An 18,933-nucleotide genomic window follows, 5' to 3' on the forward strand; every position below is an offset into this window, starting at 1 on the left:
GAGCGGCTTCAACCATTTAAGCGTCTGTGGACCGCTTATTCGTCACAGTTCATACGATTCGACACACTTAAGCGTCCTGGGACCGCTTATTTGGCTCCCTGGCTCCCTGGCTCCCTAATCGATTCACGCTTGAAACACCTTGAAATCGACAATATTCAATGACACCGATTGACCAATCTCGTACTGCTGGCCCAGGTTTCGGTCCAGATACGCTTGAAGATGGCGCCCGCTGGGCAGCCGAACCTCGACGGCGTAATAGTTTCCCTTGTAGGTCATGCGAGTAATGATCCCGACGCGGCCGGGGCCAAAGAGATCGTCTCCAAAGCGGATTTCATTGGGACGAAAGACGATTTTTACACGTTGCCCATCCGTGTACTCCTTCACTTGGAACTGCAATGCGTCGATCTCGGCGATCCCGTCAACCACGACGCCCTCCAAGATGTTGGACTCCCCGACAAAATCGGCAACAAATAGACTTGAAGGGGAATCGTAGACCTGCGCCGGGGTATCAAATTGCTCGACGCGGCCTTGGTTCAGGACCAGCACCCGATCCGCGATTTCCAACGCTTCCTCTTGGTCATGTGTAACAAATATGCTGGTAATACCAATTTCATCGTGAATCTGTCGAACCCAAGTGCGCAGTTCGCGGCGTACTTTGGTATCGATCGCAGCGAATGGTTCATCGAGCAGCAATACGCTCGGTTCGGGAGCCAATGCGCGGGCCAAAGCGACGCGCTGCGCTTGCCCACCCGATAGTTGATGAGGATACCTGTGCTCAAATCCCGTCAGTCGAACGAGATCGAGCAGGTCCATGACACGTTTCTTGATTTCACTCGATTTCCTGCGTTGCACGCGAAGTCCGAAGGCAATATTGTCAAAAACAGTCATGTGCTTGAACAATGCGTAATTCTGAAACACGACGCCCACCTGTCGCTTTTGCGGCGGGATTCGGTCGACTCGTTGGCCACGAATCGAAATATGACCGGACGTCTGCGTGTCCAAGCCGGCAATCAAACGTAGCAACGTGGTCTTGCCACTGCCGCTTGGGCCGAGAAAACCAATCATCTCTCCTTCATTCACGGTGAACGTGACACCATTGAGCGCCCCAACCGTGGAACCAGGGAAATGTTTGACGACATCTTGAATTTCAATGCTCACGCGCGGTTCACTCCCTGCTTGCGCTTCACGAACTGCAGAATCAACAGAATCACGAACGACGTGATCGCCAGGACGAGGGAAACTGCGTACGCCGCTTGCATGTCTCCATTGACCGTAGATTGATAGACAAACAGCGTCGCCGTCTCGGTCAACATGATGACGCTGCCGGAGACGACGAGCACTGCACCGAATTCGCCGAGCGCTCGCGCAATCGTCAAGATCATCCCGTAGAATAAACTCCACTTGATTTGCGGCAGCGTGATCGACCAAAAGACCCGCCACCCGGAAGCTCCGAGCGTATTGGCCGCTTCCTCTTGAGATCTGCCCGCTTCCCGCAATGTCGGCACCAGTTCGCGAACGACGAACGGAAGCGTCACAAACATGGTCGCCATGACCATGCCCGGCATGGCAAACATCAATTTGATATCGCCTTTCTGCAACAGGCCGCCGATGAACGTGTTAGGTCCATACACAAAAATGAGTGCGAGCCCGGCGATCACCGGCGAAACGGCGAACGGCAAGTCGACGAAGACGTTGGCGATTTGCCATCCCCACATTTGCCGATACGCGATGGCAAACGCGATGATGAGCCCGAACACCGTATTTAGAATGAGAGCACATCCCGTGACCTCAAAGGTCAACTTGAGCGAGAAGAGTGCTTCAGGATTTGTCAATTGATGAATGAATGATCCAACTCCGGACTGGAACGCTCCAAACAAGATGCCGACCACGGGAAACGCAATGAGTATGGCGAACCACACGTATACGAAAGCAAACAAACCTGCCCGCCGAGCCATCAAGCCACCCCCCTGTCGGCCCGTTGAAACCAGCGAATGCGCGAAGATCTTGCGGTCGAACGTCCGCCAGGCTGCCGATGGAGGATGTAGAACTGTGCCACCAAAGCAATAAAGGAAATCACGAGCAACACGACCGAGATGGCCGCCGCCCCTTGGTTGTCATAGTTTTGTGAAAGTCCGTACAAATAGACGGATGAAACCTGTGTCCGCATCGGCAAATTCCCAGAAACCAGAACTACAGAACCGAACTCCGCCATCGCGCGGCTAAACGTTAGGGTAAACCCCGAGATGACGCCTGGCGCAACCGTTGGAAGAACAATCGTCCGCAAGATCATTCCTCCCGACGCACCGAGCGTCTTTGCCGCTTCCTCCATGCGTCCGTCCAAGTCGTCCAGCAGTGGCTGTACGGATCGGATCGTGTACGGGAAAGTGATAAAGACTAATGCAAGAACAATGGCAAATGGAGAAAACATCAGCTTAATGCCATGGGACGCGAACCACTTCCCGATGGGCGAAGCTGGCCCGTACAGGAAAATAAAGGTCAAACCGCTGACTGTGGTCGGAATGGCGAACGGCATGTCGACCGCCGAGTTGAGCAGCGTTTTTCCGGGAATGCGATGGCGTTCAAATCCGAACGCCACCAATGTTCCTGCAATCGTATTGATCAACGCCGCAATCAAAGACGTGATCACCGTGAGTTTCAACGCCGCTAAGCTCATCGGTTGTGCGACAGCGGACAGGAAGGCGTGAAAGCCTCCCTGAAACGCGTCGACGAAAATGGACCCAATCGGAAGCACCACGAGCAGAAGCAAAAATCCAGAAACTGTTGCAAACGTAAATCGCTTCTTTATCGTCTTGCTCATTGCGCCGCCAACACTTGATTCCAGATTCCGTTCGTGGAATACAGTTGTTGATTAATCTTATCCCAACCACCCAATTCGCTGATGGTGAGCAGATGTGCCGGCGTCTTAAATTTCTTTGCCGCACTCGCCTGCAGGCTCTTCAGGACTGGACGGAATCCGGCAGATTCATAGATCTTTTGGGCTGGCGCAGTTTCGAGCCAATTGACGAACGCCTCCGCCACTTGTCGATCCCCGTGCTTGTCGACGTTCTTGTCGATGACCGCAATCGGATTTTCAATCAACAGCGTCGTACTTGGAATGACCTCATCGAAGGTCTTCAGATTGTTGCTCGCCGCAAGAATCGAGTTTTCATAACTGACCGCCGCGTCACCCGTGCCGTTGACGAAGGTGGTCATAGACGCGTCCCCAGACTTGTCCAGAACAACGGTGTTTTTCACGATTTTCTCGAGCAGGGATTTTGCAGCGGCCGCGCCACTGGTACGTTCTGTCGCGTAGTAAATGGCGTTGATGTCCCATTTCGCGCCGCCCGACGTAGCTGGGTTCGGCAGATCGACCTCTACCCCCGGCTTTGCCAAGTCACTCCAGGTCTCAATGTGCTTCGGGTTGCCCTTGCGAACGGCGATCGCGACGATGGAATCCGTCACCATGCCTTTGGTCGGCGTGTTCTCCCAATTGTGAGTAATCAGTCCCGCCTGCTGAATTTGATCCATGTCACCAGCCAAGGACAACGCCGCTACGTCAACGGGAAGTCCATTCACGATATTCTTCGTCTCGGAACCGTCGCCATCGAACGAAGCTTGAAACTTCACGGTCTGGCCGGTCTTTGCCTTCCAGTACTTTGCGAAGGCGGGAAACAACTGCTTCTCGTAGACATTTTGAGTGACGCTGTAGGAACCGAAATACAAAGTGACGACTTTCGAAGCCGTGGTGCTGGCTGCACCCGTTGCCGCCTGTGAATGCACCGACTTCGACGTTGCTCCCGCAAACTGTGTCACTGCCACGGCGGCGACACCAATACCAAGCACTGATAACCCCGAAACAATTTTCACGGTACGTGACTTCATGAATATTCTCTCCTTGGGAACGACCCCCAACAAATTTCACCTCTGAACGGGGGAGCATCCCCCTCGGCTTAATTCTTACTAATCCGATTAACTTTGTCAACATTGTTATAACATCAGTATAAGTATGATGTCATAATGACTAGATTCGGATGAGACGTCATTTCTCGCATTCGGTACCTCTGTCCTGTGACCACGACAAAATGGGAGATGAGCCCGCTGGAGCTCAACCTCCCAAGATGCGTCTTATCATCTTCTGCTTCGGTGTGTGTATGTTTCACCGTACTTCGCTAGATTTGGCCAACTGTTGGATTTGATCAACGTGGTGCAAAATGTGAGCGACAAATCCTTGTACAACGGACGTCAATCTGACGGTTTCCCCTTTCGGATTGAGCGCCGTCGTCTCCCAATCGTCAGGCCCCAACCGCGACAGCAGTGTCGCGTTACTGCGATTGACTGCTCGTATGGTTTGAAGCATCTCCTCGGGATCTCGTTCATTGGCGTTCAAGTGGGTCACCCATGCGTCTTGATCCACAGATGGCAGCTGAGCCGCCTCTTCTGAAACCATTTTACGGATTCGAAACGCTTGTGCGATCACGTGATCTTCGATGTGAGAGACAATTTCAAGTATGCTCCATTTTCCTGGAGCAGGTCTGCGTTGTAACTGCTGGCGAGACAACCCCTGAACCGCATCGGCTAGCTGTTGCGGCAACCGCTCATATTCATCGTCGTTAAAAAACTTGGAGGCCACTCTAGATCATCCTTCCTCAACCGCTCACTGTCGATATTGCCGATTGATAGTACTGAAAGTAAAAGCATTAATGATACACCGCGTCGACGGCCTCTTTGAGCAATTGGTAGGAACGAACTCGCAATTCAAAGTTACGAATCGCGTTTAAAGCAATCACTTCTCGAATGTGGGTGCGTTCGACAATCTCACGCAACCGTTCGCGAATCGTCGCAGGAGAACCGTGAAGAATATTTGCCTCCTTCACCTCAACCGTGTATGGTTCGTTGGCCTGTCGGCCGAACTCTTCCGCTTGCTCGACAGTGCCGACCGTGACGGATTTTCCACTCGCCAAGCGGACTTTCACATTCTTCATGTTGCCTGCCAGTTCCTTGGCTTCTCCGTCCGTGTCCGCCACCACAACGGAAAGCGCCAGGACGGCTTCAGGAAGTGCTCCATCTCCACCGCGGAAATTGGTTCTGTAGATCTTCAGAGCATTGTGCAAAACCTGTTCGTCTCCGTTGAGAAACTGTGCAAACACATATGGGAGGCCCAGTTCCGCGGCCAGAAGGGCGCTCGCGTCACTGGCGCCCAACAGATACATCTCAGGCGGATAGGGAGGTTTCGGGGTAACCTGCAATCCGTACAATGGATGGTCTGGATCAAGTTCTTGGTACAAATATCGATGCAATTGAGCCAACTTCTCAGACAGCGGCGTAGCCTCGTCCACATCCTGTTGAAGGGCCTGTGTGGAGCGCGGCAGACCTCCAGGGGCCCTGCCGATGCCAAGATCCACCCGACGCGGCGCAAGTGCAGCCAACACGCTGAAGTTCTCCGCGACCTTGTAGGGACTGTAATGCTGGAGCATAACGCCGCCTGAACCAATTCGTATGCGTTCGGTCTTCGCCAAAAGATGGGCAATGAGCACTTCCGGTGACGATCCGGCAAGCCGCTCGGAGTCGTGGTGCTCCGATACCCAAAAGCGATGGTAGCCCAATCGATCCGCCAATTGTGCCAGCGCGATCGTATTCTGAAGCGCAGCGAAGGCATCCTCCCCTTCGCCAATCGGGCTTTGATCCAATATGCTCAATTTGATGTCCACGCAATACCTTCCTTTCCCCTGCTTACACCTGGACGCCCGATTCCGACTTCGCGTAGCGGTTCTCAGGAATCGGAATCCCCAGGTTGCCGCGCAACGTGTCGCTCTCGTACTCGCTTCGGAAAATTCCCCTCTGCTGAAGAATGGGAATCACGTGTTCAACAAAATCCTCCAGCGCGTGAGGAACGGAGGCTCCAATCATGAAACCGTCAGCGGCTCCCTGCTCAAACCACGACTGGATTTTGTCCGCAATTTGAACAGGCGTCCCAAGAAACTGGCTGCGAGGCGTGGCGACCTGTAAGGCGACTTGACGCAGTGTCAACCCGTTCTCACGGGCATTCCGCTTGATCTTGTCTGTCGTGCTGCGAAAGCTGTTGCGCCCCAAATCGCCGATGTCAGGAAAGGGCTCATCCAACGGGTACTGCGAGAAATCGTGGTGTTCGAAGAATCGCCCCAGATAGTCAAGCGCATTCTCGATGGACACCAGGTTCGCGACCTCCTGATAACGGCGCTCCGCCTCTTGTTCCGTCGAGCCAAGAATCGGAGAGATGCCCGGAAAAATCAGGACGTGATCAGGATTTCGACCGAATGTTTGCGCCCTGCGCTTCACATCGCGATAGAATGCGGCAGCGTCGTCGAAGTTGTCGTGACCTGTGAACACTGCATCGGCGTGCTTGGCGGCGTAGTCTCGCCCAACTTCTGACGATCCGGCTTGAAAAATCACGGGCTGTCCTTGTTTCGATCGCGCGATGTTCAATGGACCCTTTACAGAGAAAAACTCGCCTTCGTGATTCAGGACGTGCATTTTCTCAGGGTTGAAAAATACCCCCGTTTCCTTGTCGCGAACAAACGCGTCGTCCTCCCAAGAATCCCAAAGCCCCCGAACGACATCGAGAAATTCCGTGGCAATTCGATAACGCAGATCGTGTTCCGGGTGTTCTTTTTTCCCGTAATTGAGTGCCGAACCTTCGAGCGGCGACGTCACGACGTTCCACCCGGCGCGCCCGCCGCTGATCACGTCCAACGAGCCAAACTGTCTGGCAATCGTGAAAGGCTCGCTGTACGACGTCGACACTGTCCCCACCAAACCGATGTTTTTGCTCACGCTCGCCAAGGCGCTCAGAATCGTCAACGGCTCAAATCGATTCAGAAAATGGGGAATGGATTTCTCGTTGATGTACAATCCGTCCGCGACAAATACAAGGTCCATCTTCCCTGCTTCGGCGACCTGTACCCATGTCTTGTACAACTCGAAGTTTGTGCTGGCGTCAGCCTGGATCTCGGGGTGCCTCCACAACGACGTGCTGCTCCCCACTCCATGCAGCATCGCCCCCAATTTCAAGCGGCGTTTTTCACCCATGATTTTCATCTCCTGTCGCGACCAGATTGATGGAGGAATGCGTCGAAACTTCGCGGCTGAGCCGTTGTAAAAACTGCCTGGTGCGCTCCTCCTTGGGATTGTTGAATATATCGTCAGGCGAGCCTTCCTCGACGACGTTGCCGCCATCCATGAACAGAACATGGTTGGCGATTTCCTTGGCAAAGCCCATTTCGTGGGTCACAATGAGCATCGTGATCCCTTCCTTCGCAATCTCTCGAATCACTTCGAGCACTTCACCGACGAGTTCGGGATCCAACGCCGAAGTTGGTTCGTCGAACAGGATAATCTCCGGATTCAAAGCAAGCGCTCGGGCAATACCGACTCGCTGCTGTTGCCCGCCGGACAATTGACTCGGATACGAGTCCAATTTGTCCCCTAGTCCGACCTTCTTGAGAAACTCGATACTTCGCTTCTTCGCGTCGTCGACAGGGGTTTTTCGCACGACGACGAGTCCCTCCATGACGTTTTCAAGCGCTGTTTTGTGCTTGAACAAGTTGTAATGCTGGAACACCATGGCGGACTTCTGGCGAAGCTGATGGATGTCCCGCTTTCCCACCTCCCTGCATCGCACGGAAAAATCGCCTATGGTAATCACGCCGTCATCGGGTCGTTCGAGATAATTCACGCATCGGAGCAACGTCGTCTTGCCCGATCCGCTAGGCCCGAGAATGGCGACCACTTCACCGGTCTTGACCGTTAAATCGATCCCCTTCAGCACTTGGACTTCGCCAAAGGATTTCGAGATTTGTGAGAGCCGAATCATGCCACACCACCTCGGTTGTACAAATTCACTCGGGCTTCCAGCAAGCCAGTCGCTTTTTCAATCAAGACAGTCAGTCCCCAGAAGATCACGGCTGCCGCCAGGTAGGACTCTAGGAATTTCCAATTTGTCGACGCCACGATTTGCGCCTTCGCCATAATCTCGACCACAGATACCGTGAAAGCCAACGTCGAGCCGTGCAACATGCCGATCACGTTGTTGGCGAGATTCGGCAGACTTGCAGCAAAAGCTTGCGGCAGGACAATGCGATACATCGCTTGCATGGTGGTCATTCCTACGGAATGGGCGGCCTCCAACTGTCCCCTATCGACAGCGAGCAGCCCAGAGCGTATCACTTCTGCCATGTACGCGCTCGACGTGATCGAGAAGGCCAAGAATACGAAATCGATCATCGGAATCGAGGCAGCTCGAAATCCCGAGCCGACCTCTTTGGCAACGGCGTCGATCAACATCGGCAGTCCATAGTAGATGAGCAGCAGATGGACCAGCATGGGTGTTCCACGAATGAACGTCACATACGAAACCGCAATCGGATGGAGGATGGGCACGCGATTCATCCGAATCAAGGCAATCACTGCGCCAATCAGAAATCCGCAGACCACGGACACGCCAGTAATCAGAAGTGTCACGGGGACGGCGGAGAGGAGTTGAATGAACGCCGTCCACATAAATCCGAGATCGATGGTCACGCGCTCATCTCCTCCTTGCCCATGCCAATCGCGTCGCCCCCCCGGCGGAATGACGCCCTACGCCAAAGCAACGCGTCCCGCAGCCGATGATTCGCCAGGTCATATCGCAACAGGCGGCGTTCCCAAACGCCAAACAATTTCTCCAAAGCGATGCTTACGCCCAAATAGATGACTGCCAGGGCAACATAGGCTTCGATGAAATGCTGCGTGATGGTGCCAAGCGACTGCGCTTTTCCCGTCAATTCCATAACCCCCAGCGAAAATGCGAGAGACGTGTCCTTGAGCAGGGCAATGACCAAGTTGGCCGCAACGGGTACAGCGATCCCCAGGGCTTGAGGAAGTACGATTCTCCGCAGCGACTGCCAGCCAGTCATGCCGATTGAGTAACCCGCTTCCACCTGTCCCCTATCGACGGCAGTGACAGACGCGCGGATGGTTTCAGAAAAGAATGCCGCGTTGTTCAATCCATAGGTGAATACCACAAAGTAGAGAACCGGGACCTTGGACAGATTGATACCGAGTCCTTGCACGAGTTCCGGCAATCCGTAGTAAATGAGAAAGAGTTGGATGAGGATAGGCGTTCCTCGAAAGAACGATACATACACCTGGGAGATCCGTTTCACAACCGGAACGTGATAGAGTCGAGGCAGTGCGACAATCACGCCTACGATCACGCCAATCACAATGGCTCCACCAACAATGACAAACGTTACCCCAATCGTTGACAGTAACTTCGGAATAAACAGAAAGATGTACGTGACGTCAAACGGGGCCATATGTGAACTCACCTCTCACCCAATCTGAATACAGTTCAGGGACGCCATGGTTCGCAGTCACGAATGAGACGGAAGATTTTTCGTATAATCTGCGCCCAGCCATTGCACACTCAACTTCGAAAGTGTCCCATTCGCGATGAGCTTCTTCAAAGCCGCGTCAACCTGGTTGGCGAGCTTCTGTTCCGCCGGATCGTCCTTGCGAAATACAAAGTCGACAGGTGACACCGCCAACGGTGAGCCGGTGATTTTCAACTTGTGTTGAGGATCGATGAGTGAGAGTGAAAAGTCGGCACCTAACGTCGCCACAACGCGACCGGACGTAATTTGGTTGACCGTATCATCCGCAGCGCCGCTCTCGTACACGATGTCGATTTTTTTGCTGTGCGTATTGTTATAAGCCTGCAGAATATCGGCTTCCGCCGTGGTGGCTGTCGTGAGTACTTTCTTGCCTGCGAGATCGTTCAATGAATGGATCGAATTGTTGCCTTTTGCGACGATGATGTACGTCTTCCAATACGCGTAAGGAATTTTGTTGAAAAGGTATTTTTGCTTGCGCTCAGCATTGATTTCCATCTCATTGGCAACCATATCGATCTTTCGCGTTTGCAAGCTCAACAACAGATCCGGAAAATCCATCGTCTGGAACTTGAATTGGTAGGAAGGGAGCAGTTTGTCGATGTCTTTGACCAGTTCGATATCGAAGCCAGTCAACTGGCCCTTCGTGTTGTAGAAGGTCACATCTGGAAAGTCCGGGCTTGTTCCCACGACCACGGTTTGCACATTGGAGGTACTCGCCGCGCCGATTGTCCCCCCGTTTGCCGCACGATTCACTGTCCCATGCGACGTCAACGCCACACCCGCTACACCTACCGCTGCGGCGACTGCAAACACCCCGGACAACCAATACGCTTTCTTCATCAATATCCCCCTATCTGTTTGCCTGCTTGATCTACATTCGAATGGGTTGGACTGGTTTTCTCACAAAGTGGGAGAACCAAAAAGGCCCTCAAATGCCGTATGGCACCTGAGAGCCTCCAGAAGTCCGGTCGACTCGCCTATTCCTTGTATTCGAATAGGTTTAATCCACTTATACGTTCACTATATGGACTTCCAAAACCACCGTCAACCATGGCCAAGCATTTGGTCCAAGAATTTCAGGAACCTTGCATGTCGTCATAACACGTATGCCCCTAGATATTCACCACTTCGTGTCAAGTTCACCCGATATTGATACCGGCTGGACGGATATCTTACCTCCGAAAATTCGACCGGTGTGCCGGTATGGTCAAACGTGAGCCGGCAGATGACCAAGATGGGTTCATCGAACCCGACCATCAATTCATCACGATCACCGTAGTTCGCGCGCTCGGCGTAGATTTCTTGGCTTCCGTACGCAATTCGAACTCCGTACCGTTCGAAAAAGCCGTAAATGGAATGGTGCGCCTCCGAATCCTCCCCCAATTCATCCACCGCATTTGGGGTTGGAGGCACGAGAAAAGACGTCTCTCGGAAAATGGGCGATCCCTCCACGGAAGCGATTCGCGATATTCGGATCACTTCGGTCGTGTCAGGTATGTCCAACCGCTTCGATACCCGCTCGGAACACGCGACTGCTTGTACATCCTTTACAGCTAGGGCGACTTGTTTGCCAGCCACTCTTAGTTCTTCGGCGAATCCTTGCAGCCGTGAAACCGCCACTGAGCGATTTTGCTTAGCCACATAGGTCCCTTTGCCCTGATGTCGAATTAAATACCCCATCGATACCAGGTCGCCAATGGCCTGACGTACCGTGATCCGGCTGACGCCGTGCTCGACAGCCAATTCCGACTCGGATGGAATCTTCTCTCCAATCTCCCATTTGTTCGATTGAATATCGCGAATCAGATCGCTTTTTAGGCGATGGTACAACGGCACACTTGTTTTCATATCCTCATTCCCCATCTCACGCAACAAACAAAATCTCGACTGGTTTGAATCAAGAAAACATGAAGGCCCTCCTCGCCCAAAAACGGGTCAAAGAGGGCCTTCAGAGGACTGATCGGCCTATAATCGGATTCCATTTCGAATCCGTATGACGTTCCATATGACGCCAAGAATCGCGGTATGTCCAATCACGCTTCGACTTGCTTCCAGGAATGATATCCACCGGTTAGGTCCCAGACTTCTTCCATGCCGTTCGCTTGAAGAATGCTGGCGGCGATGGCGGATCGGTAACCAGATTGACAATGTACGAGCACTGGCCGCTCCGCGTGAATATCGTGCACTTTTGCAGGCAAGTCCGTCACCGCGATTCGAATAGCCCCATCGACGTGCCCGGCATTCCATTCATCGAGGTTTCTGACGTCGAGAACGGTGAATTTCCGTTCGTCGACCAACGTCTTAGCTGCCGCGGCATCGATACGCCGATACGATTGGAATACGCTTTCGTCCAGTTGTGACCGGGACGTCTCCCAGTCCAACCACCCTTCCACACCATCCATCCCAATCGCCTGCAAATCTCGTATAACGGAAGGGATCACGCGTTCATCCCCAATCAAGTAAATGGCCTTATCGTACGACAGCAAAGAGCCTGCCCACGTCAAAAACGATTTGCCGTATGGAATATTCAGCGACCCTCTGACATGTGAATCAGCGAAGTCCCGGCTCGGCCGCACGTCGAGTATCACGCCGCGCTCAGCCCAAAGAGACAGCGTTGTCTTCGAGATAGATGTGAACTGAGTAGGCTCAATCGTGGGGAGACGATCCGGTCCCTGTCGGTTGACCTGCTTCATTTTCGCGAAGTATTTCGGAGGTTGAGGTTGTCCAGACAGCAGTCTTTGAATGAATTCGTCGCGGTCAAGTTCTTGGAACGCCCAATTTGCAATCTTTTCATATCCAAGCGTGGTCGACGGAACAGCGCCGAGAGCGCGTCCGCAGGAACTGCCGGCGCCATGTCCCGGCCAAATTTGAAGAAAGTCAGGCAGCAGACGGAGTCGTTGTAACGAGTCGTACATTTTCCCGGCCATCTCCGTTGACGTCCCGGCGATACCTACCGATTTTTCCAGCAAATCCGGACGTCCAACGTCTCCTACGAAAACGAAATCGCCGGAAAATAAGCCTATCGGCTGCTTTGCAGCGGATGATTCATCTGTAAGCAGGAACGATATGTGTTCAGGGGTATGTCCTGGCGTGTGCAAGACGCGGAACAACAAATTGCCGATGCGAAACTCGTGGCCATCATGCAATAACACGTGCGGGAGCCCATCCAAGTATTCGTACTGCCAGTCCGCTCCGCCTTCACCTGACAGGTACAGCGTTACTCCGTACTGTTCGGCAAATTGCTTGGCTCCAGAGACAAAATCAGCATGGATGTGCGTCTCGCAGACGCCGACGATGCGCATGCCCTCCCTGTTCGCCAAGTCCACGTACTGTTGAATGTGACGCGATGGATCGATTACGATGGCTTGCCCCGATGATTGACATCCCACCAGGTACGATGTTTGCGCGAGTCCGTCGTAATACACATAGCGCAAGAACATGTTGATTCTCCTCCCAATTACATCAGACGATACATCATCCCGTAGATATCCGTATCAAGTTGACATCGACTTCCGGTGATGTTGAGCATGAAGACGTGATCGCCGCGCTCTCTCAATGCGTCGGATACAACACCGTCGCGTACCGGCGTGCAAAACATGATGTGCACATGATCATCCAATGAGATTCGAACACAATACGCGTCCAGATCCTCCTGAATCCAACTCTCTGCCGGACGCCTGTCTAGAAGTTTCGCCCATGTTTCGACAACTTGAGGCAAATTTGAGGTCGCGACACCGATGTTCCGCAGTTGCAAGCTGTTGGCCGCCTTGCACACATCGACGGGCTCAAGGGTGCTGTCTGGATTGGACTCGCGTTGGACGAAGATCGGCAACGGCATCGAGCTGGGTTTGGCATGAGGAATCACAATGACGGACTCAAAACCAGTGGAATCTGCCTGACCATACAATGGCCCCTCGACAAGAAATCCACCTTCTCTCAGACGCTTCGCAATCTCGTCTGCATCGCTGACACGAATGGCGACGACCGCGTCGTGCCGCCCGGAAATGACACCCAACCTCTTTGAACTTGTCTGAAGCGAGTGTTTGGTCGGGCTCATCTGATCAAAGGATTCTGCCGTACAGTATTCCACATAAGTATTGCTGAACACGGCCAATTGGCCAACCCTGTGATGATCCAGGCCGGATACGGAAACAATCGACGAAGGGGGAAGCAACCTGAGTCCGGCACACAACGCGAGCGGATCTCTCACAATTTGAATTATATGATCAACACCGAGGATCAAAGCAACCGCCTCCTCGTTAAGCTTCCAAATCCTTCTGAAACGCGATGACTTGATCCCAATTGCCGCTGTATCGGGGAATACGTCGATAACCCACACGTTCGTAGAGTTGTACGGCCTCCGGCTGCAAAGGCCCAGTTTGCAGTTTGATACTTCTGTATCCAAATTGCTTCGCAGCACGCTCAATTTCTGCCAGGATCGCCTGTGCCACGCCATTGCGCCGATACTCCGGGCGTGTGTACATGCGTTTCACTTCAGCATGTGACTCATCCAACGGACGTAAAGCCCCACAACCGGCCGGCTGTCCATCGATACGAGCCACGACAAACGCGGCACGAGGAACCTCGACGTCTTCGGGCCTAAACCCTGCCGATCCATCGGTTGTCTGGTATAAGCGAGCCAATTCGTCGCTAAGTTCACGAATCAACCATTCAGCATCCTGACTCCTCACATCTTCAATACCCGTGACAATGTGCCTGCTCATGAATGTCCCCGCCTTCACCGTGATTTTGGATTTGTTCAACCATGTGAAAAGGGCAGATGGCGGCATGAACATCATGCGCAACATCTGCCTCCGAATGTTCGGTCGGCGCGTCAAACCTTGACGCACAGACTACTTCGATTTCGAATTGTTTTTTAACGTCGCGTTCACGAATGTATTGTCGACAACCTTGGAAACGTCCACTTTGGTTGTGATGACGTGCTGGCTGTACAGGAAGTTCGCGATACTCTGCTGCTGCTGGATAATGTCGTTCGTCACTGGTTGAACGACCGGCGGAGCGTCGACGAGATCGTGCGCGATCACCGATTTAGGCACATTCAGAATCTGCGAATAGAGCGCGATGGCTTGTGACGGATGGGCTTTCTGCCATGCTGTCGCCTTTTCAAGCACCTGAAGGTATGTCTCGGTGAGCTTCGGATGCTGTTGGATAAATGCGGTCCGGGCAATCGAGAATTCTGTGTTCTTCAGGTTCAAATCCGCCACGCCCTCCAGCACCTTGGCCTTGTGCTGCACGACCTCTGTCGACAGATATGGATCCCAAATCGCCCAAGCGTCGATCTTGTGTGAATCAAAGGCAGACTCCGCTTCGTTAGGCTGGAGTTGCTCGATAGTTACCTGCGACGGTTGCAATTTCGCCTTGTTCAGGGCTTGATACAAGAAATTGTACGCTGAGCTTCCTGGAGCAACCGCGATTTTCTTGCCTTTCAAATCCGCCATGCTGTGGATGGGACTATTGGCCGGAACAAGCAGCCCTTCACTGTTGGATCCGAGCCCCGTGACCGCAATCTCCTTGAATTGAACGTTGGAAGCTTGGCCCACGACCACCGGGGTATTGCCCACGCCGCCAAAGTCCAGATGATTCGATGCGATGGCCGTGAAGAATGCGGGTCCACTTTGAAATGTGTACCAGTTGATCTTCGCACCCAACTTCGCAAACGCGCTCGTAAACCAACCCTTTTTCAGAGCCAAGAGAAATGGCCCGGCAGATTCTTGGTAACCAATGTTGACCGTGACGTGATCGTTCTCCGTGGCAGCTTGCACGGTTCCTGTACCCAACACGAACGATGCCTGCAGTGCGAGAAGTCCCGTTGTCACAGCCGCTTTCGTCAACAGATTTTTCATGTCCATATGCCCCCTCTGTTTGGTCAACCATTTGCGTCTCGCGAGCTCCCGTATAAAAAAAGAGACACCGATAAGCGCTCAATCACGCCTACACGGTGTCTCCGACGGTTCGGTCGACACATTCATCTATTCACTAACCCAACTATAAACACGACTATTCAACTATGTCAACAAGGAATTTAACCAGAATAGGTATCTCTCCATTGGAGCAATCGGCGTTCGAACATACGAACCAGCGAGTCGGACAGCTTGCCGACAACCGCAAATATCACGATCCCGACGAATACATACGATGTTTGAGAGAATTGCGTCGCGTTTTCAATCAGATAGCCGACCCCAGAATTCGAGCCCATGAGCTCAGCGACAATCAGTGTGAGCCAGGCGACCCCTAATGAGAGCCGCAATCCAATGAGGATATTCGGCATCGCTCCCGGTATCACCAGCTTCACCAGTTGCTGTCGCCTGCTGAAGTCGAGAACGCGAGTGACATCGAACAATTTCCTATCAACGTTGCGAATACCCATGAAAGCGTTGATGTAGAGCGGAAAAAACGCGCCAAATGCAATCAATGAAATCTTCGAGGATTCCCCGAGGCCAAACCACAGAATGAAAAGCGGCGTGATCGCCAAGTGTGGGATCGTCCGCAAGGTCTGAAAGGTCGGATCCAGTACCTGCTCGACCCCTTTCCACAACCCAGCGCCGATTCCGGCTAAAAGCCCGAGCCCCCCGCCGATGACGAAGCCGACCACGACACGGAATACACTGATGCCCAGATCCCGCCACAGTTCTCCGGTTTGCCCAAGCTGTACGAAGGCTTTCAGGATAGCGAACGGAGAAGGCAGCAACACAGGCTGCACCCACCCCATCGATCCGATCAATTGCCAGACAGCGACCGCAACAAGCGGCAACGCGATTCCCCGGAAAAACGTCGCAAGCGCGCGATTTTGCGTTCTTCCGCGTTGACGCCCTCCCAATTGCGGCTCATCAGGCAATTTCGGAAGGTCCGGGGAGATTGCTGTTAACATGCTCGATTCTTTGCTGGACACATCCACACACCTCGCGCTTCCTAATCAATCATCGAATCGATCATCCAGACGGCAGCACTTCACGGTTTGCATACCGTGGTTTCTGCTTGTCATGCAGTGTCGGTTCGAGTTCCTCCAACAATAGGCTCCGCACTTCTTGAAACACAGAGCTTGCCCGATTCCGCGGATGCGGCATCGGCACGGGGATCACCTTGTGGAGCCGTCCAGGTCTCGACGTCATCACGACGACGCGCCCCGCCAACACAATGGCCTCGTCGATATCGTGCGTCACAAGGATCATGGTCGTCCTCTTCGTCAGCCAGATGTCCCGAATGACCTCCTGGAGATGTGCGCGCGTGAACGCGTCAAGCGCGCCGAACGGCTCGTCGAGCAGCAAGACTTCCGGATTGCGCAACAGCGCCCGGGCAATGGCGACGCGCTGCGACATCCCGCCAGAGAGTTCCCGGGGATATGCCCGTTCAAACCCGTTTAGACGAACGAGATCGATCAATTCCTGTACTTGCTTTTTTACTTTCGGGTCTTTGAGGGACAGATTCGCGGCGATATTCTGTTCCACATTCAGCCACGGAAAGAGCCGATGTTCCTGAAAGACAAATCCACGATCCGTCCCAGGTTTAGACAATGTTCGCTCGCCCAGACGAACCTCGCCGTCGTAGTCCGTATCGAGCCCGGCGATGATCTTCAGGAGAGTGCTCTTTCCACATCCACTCGGTCCGATGACGGTTAAAAATTCGCCGGGATCGATGACCAACTGGACGTCCCTGAGCGCATGCACGTCACCCTGGGGCGATCGAAAAACCTTCGTAATTCGATTCAAATACAGACTCGATTCTGACACTCGACAACCTCCCAGTGGCATGCCCACTCTCTGGGCAAGTCATCGGCTGCGTCACAAACAGCAAAAGACCCACCTCTGCCAAGCGCTAGAACCCTTCGGTCTAACTCAGCATGAAGTGGGCCTTCGGTCGTCCGATCAGCCGTATGAAGTTAACTCGATACTATTCCGATTAAGTCCATTTGTCAACTACGATTTATCATACGCCTCACGTCTCGTCTGCAAAATGGCTCGGTTCGCGAACTTTGAACACCACCCAAAGCATATTGCAGATGTACAGTGCCCCAGCCACCCCGAGCATCCAACGTATTCCCATAAACGCGGAACCGACGCCGCCTAACAACGGGCCGGCGAAACTCCCAAGAAACGTGGCACTTGAAGTGAAACCGTAAATCTGTCCGCGTTGATCGGATGGCGTCATGCGGCCAATCAAAGCATTGGCGGTCGGCAAAATACCACCGATGAACATGCCGAGCCCAAACCTGGACGCGACAAAGACCCAAATGTTCGGCGACAGCGCTTGGGGCAAATAGAACAGTCCCGCGCCAGTCATGCAAATGATCAGCACGCGCCTGTATCCGATGGTATCGCTTCGCTTCCCAAGAAACGGAGATGCAATCAGATCCGCAAGGCCCGTCACAGCAAAGGCAAAGCCGGCAATGGTGTTCAAGTAACTCACGTTTCCAGCTAATTGCTTCATAAATACGGATAGCACAGGTTGGACACTCATCACGGTGAATTGGGTCAAGAACAAAACCACAAACATGGACTGAACGGTTTTCAGCCGTCTAATCGCCTTAAATTGACCGATCAAAGATGGTTTCTTCTTCGTATTCACACGAGGACCTTGTGGTTCCTTCACAAACACCAAGGTGATACTAAACGCGATGAAGGCGAAAATGGTCGTAAGAAAGAACACCATGTGATAGTTGTGAGTATAGTCTGCGGCAACACCGCCCAACAGAGGCCCAACGAGTGTCCCAATCATACTGGACGTTTGAATCCACCCTAGCGAGAAACCAAGTCTTTCCTGTGGAATGACGCTAGCCACAAGCGCGATGGAGGCCGCCGAGAACCCGCTGAACGAGCCCTGCAGCGCTCGAATCACAATGAGTTCCCACGTATTTTGAGCTAAACCGAGAATACCCGTAAAAATGGCGATGGCGATAGTCGATCTCAGCACCATCATCTTGCGTCCGCTTCGATCCGACAACGTGCCCCAAAACGGGGACATCAGCGCTGCCATGAGGGGTGTCATGCCTTGAACGATTCCGGTGAGCAACTCGACGTGGCGAACATTATGCACGCCAAGTTGCTCGACATACAGCGCCATAAACGGATTCGAACTGGAAAAGGCGATAGACATGCAAAACTGAACAGCCGCCATGATCCAAAGAATAGTCTTCCACGAAGTCCTTGCTGGTACTGCTTGCTGATCTTCAATCATCTCAATCAAAACCTTTTTGATGTGTGTATGTATTCACGAATGTATATTTCGATTATAGAAATATACCACATCAAAGGCATGTTTCGCGCGGACATTTCTTGTACGATTCGATGAAGCTTTTTGTTGCGATGTTCGATCACGTCGGAAACATATCTCGACAGGATGGGTGAAGTATCACCAAAATGCCGCACTTGATAAAACTCACTCGCTTGACTTCGACGCATGGAGACCACGCAAGTCCAACGCAGGTGTCGAATGAGGGAAGTTTTTGATGGAGTTTCTTTCTTGTTCAAGCAAAATAACGCGCGTACAATTGGATTTGTAGTCATAC

General features: G+C 52.9%; 19 protein-coding genes. All 19 read right to left on the bottom strand.

Annotation, left to right across the window (positions count from 1 at the left end):
- Positions 1-123: 123 nt before the first annotated feature.
- The 19 genes from AAC01S_RS15575 to AAC01S_RS15665 all read right to left on the bottom strand — a co-directional run bounded on the left by AAC01S_RS15575 (position 124) and on the right by AAC01S_RS15665 (position 18,602).
- Positions 124-1,158, bottom strand: a complete 1,035-nt coding sequence (locus AAC01S_RS15575; protein ID WP_083511869.1) for an ABC transporter ATP-binding protein — start codon at positions 1,156-1,158, stop codon at positions 124-126.
- On the bottom strand, positions 1,155-1,955 hold the full coding sequence (locus AAC01S_RS15580) for a sulfate ABC transporter permease (protein ID WP_067624513.1): 801 nt from the start codon (positions 1,953-1,955) through the stop codon (positions 1,155-1,157). Before AAC01S_RS15580 ends, AAC01S_RS15575 begins: the two co-directional genes overlap by 4 nt.
- On the bottom strand, positions 1,955-2,818 hold the full coding sequence (gene cysT, locus AAC01S_RS15585; RefSeq protein ID WP_067624515.1) for a sulfate ABC transporter permease subunit CysT: 864 nt from the start codon (positions 2,816-2,818) through the stop codon (positions 1,955-1,957). The genes AAC01S_RS15580 and cysT overlap by 1 nt, the downstream gene beginning before the upstream one ends.
- Positions 2,815-3,882, bottom strand: coding sequence for a sulfate ABC transporter substrate-binding protein (locus AAC01S_RS15590; RefSeq protein WP_067624518.1), 1,068 nt, complete (start codon positions 3,880-3,882; stop codon positions 2,815-2,817). Before AAC01S_RS15590 ends, cysT begins: the two co-directional genes overlap by 4 nt.
- A gap of 274 nt (positions 3,883-4,156) precedes the next feature.
- Positions 4,157-4,630 carry a DinB family protein gene (locus AAC01S_RS15595; RefSeq protein WP_083511870.1) on the bottom strand — a complete coding sequence of 158 codons (474 nt, stop codon included), beginning with the start codon at positions 4,628-4,630 and terminating at the stop codon, positions 4,157-4,159.
- 67 nt (positions 4,631-4,697) lie between these two features.
- Entirely contained in the window at positions 4,698-5,708 is a 1,011-nt protein-coding gene (locus AAC01S_RS15600; protein WP_067624520.1) for an LLM class flavin-dependent oxidoreductase, read from the bottom strand.
- 22 nt (positions 5,709-5,730) lie between these two features.
- Positions 5,731-7,065, bottom strand: coding sequence for an LLM class flavin-dependent oxidoreductase (locus AAC01S_RS15605; RefSeq protein WP_067624523.1), 1,335 nt, complete (start codon positions 7,063-7,065; stop codon positions 5,731-5,733).
- A complete protein-coding gene (locus AAC01S_RS15610; protein WP_067624525.1) occupies positions 7,058-7,849 on the bottom strand; it encodes an amino acid ABC transporter ATP-binding protein in 792 nt (263 codons plus the stop codon). The genes AAC01S_RS15605 and AAC01S_RS15610 overlap by 8 nt, the downstream gene beginning before the upstream one ends.
- A complete protein-coding gene (locus tag AAC01S_RS15615; protein WP_067624530.1) occupies positions 7,846-8,556 on the bottom strand; it encodes an amino acid ABC transporter permease in 711 nt (236 codons plus the stop codon). Before AAC01S_RS15615 ends, AAC01S_RS15610 begins: the two co-directional genes overlap by 4 nt.
- Positions 8,553-9,332 carry an amino acid ABC transporter permease gene (locus tag AAC01S_RS15620; RefSeq protein ID WP_067624533.1) on the bottom strand — a complete coding sequence of 260 codons (780 nt, stop codon included), beginning with the start codon at positions 9,330-9,332 and terminating at the stop codon, positions 8,553-8,555. The genes AAC01S_RS15615 and AAC01S_RS15620 overlap by 4 nt, the downstream gene beginning before the upstream one ends.
- A 57-nt stretch (positions 9,333-9,389) precedes the next feature.
- Positions 9,390-10,250 carry a transporter substrate-binding domain-containing protein gene (locus AAC01S_RS15625; protein WP_067624536.1) on the bottom strand — a complete coding sequence of 287 codons (861 nt, stop codon included), beginning with the start codon at positions 10,248-10,250 and terminating at the stop codon, positions 9,390-9,392.
- A 255-nt stretch (positions 10,251-10,505) separates the two neighbouring features.
- Positions 10,506-11,258 carry a GntR family transcriptional regulator gene (locus tag AAC01S_RS15630; RefSeq protein ID WP_067624539.1) on the bottom strand — a complete coding sequence of 251 codons (753 nt, stop codon included), beginning with the start codon at positions 11,256-11,258 and terminating at the stop codon, positions 10,506-10,508.
- A 185-nt stretch (positions 11,259-11,443) separates the two neighbouring features.
- A complete protein-coding gene (locus AAC01S_RS15635; protein WP_067624542.1) occupies positions 11,444-12,850 on the bottom strand; it encodes an MBL fold metallo-hydrolase in 1,407 nt (468 codons plus the stop codon).
- Between the two features lie 17 nt (positions 12,851-12,867).
- The gene (locus tag AAC01S_RS15640) at positions 12,868-13,653 is read right to left on the bottom strand and encodes a VOC family protein (protein WP_067624545.1); all 786 of its coding nucleotides are present in this window, start codon (positions 13,651-13,653) and stop codon (positions 12,868-12,870) included.
- A 16-nt stretch (positions 13,654-13,669) separates the two neighbouring features.
- Complete coding sequence (locus tag AAC01S_RS15645; protein WP_083511874.1) at positions 13,670-14,134, bottom strand: GNAT family N-acetyltransferase; 465 nt, start codon at positions 14,132-14,134, stop codon at positions 13,670-13,672.
- Positions 14,135-14,263: 129 nt separating this feature from the next.
- Positions 14,264-15,274 (bottom strand): aliphatic sulfonate ABC transporter substrate-binding protein, encoded by a 1,011-nt coding sequence (locus AAC01S_RS15650; RefSeq protein ID WP_067624551.1) that lies wholly within the window; start codon positions 15,272-15,274, stop codon positions 14,264-14,266.
- A gap of 179 nt (positions 15,275-15,453) precedes the next feature.
- Positions 15,454-16,299, bottom strand: a complete 846-nt coding sequence (locus AAC01S_RS15655; RefSeq protein ID WP_083511875.1) for an ABC transporter permease — start codon at positions 16,297-16,299, stop codon at positions 15,454-15,456.
- Positions 16,300-16,360: 61 nt separating this feature from the next.
- Entirely contained in the window at positions 16,361-17,158 is a 798-nt protein-coding gene (locus AAC01S_RS15660; protein WP_083511873.1) for an ABC transporter ATP-binding protein, read from the bottom strand.
- 205 nt (positions 17,159-17,363) lie between these two features.
- Positions 17,364-18,602: an MFS transporter gene (locus tag AAC01S_RS15665; RefSeq protein ID WP_245630254.1), complete on the bottom strand. Its 1,239-nt coding sequence runs from the start codon at positions 18,600-18,602 to the stop codon at positions 17,364-17,366.
- Positions 18,603-18,933 lie beyond the last annotated feature (331 nt).

Origin of the sequence: Alicyclobacillus acidiphilus NBRC 100859, from assembly GCF_001544355.1 — a bacterium.
GTDB lineage: Bacteria > Bacillota > Bacilli > Alicyclobacillales > Alicyclobacillaceae > Alicyclobacillus > Alicyclobacillus acidiphilus.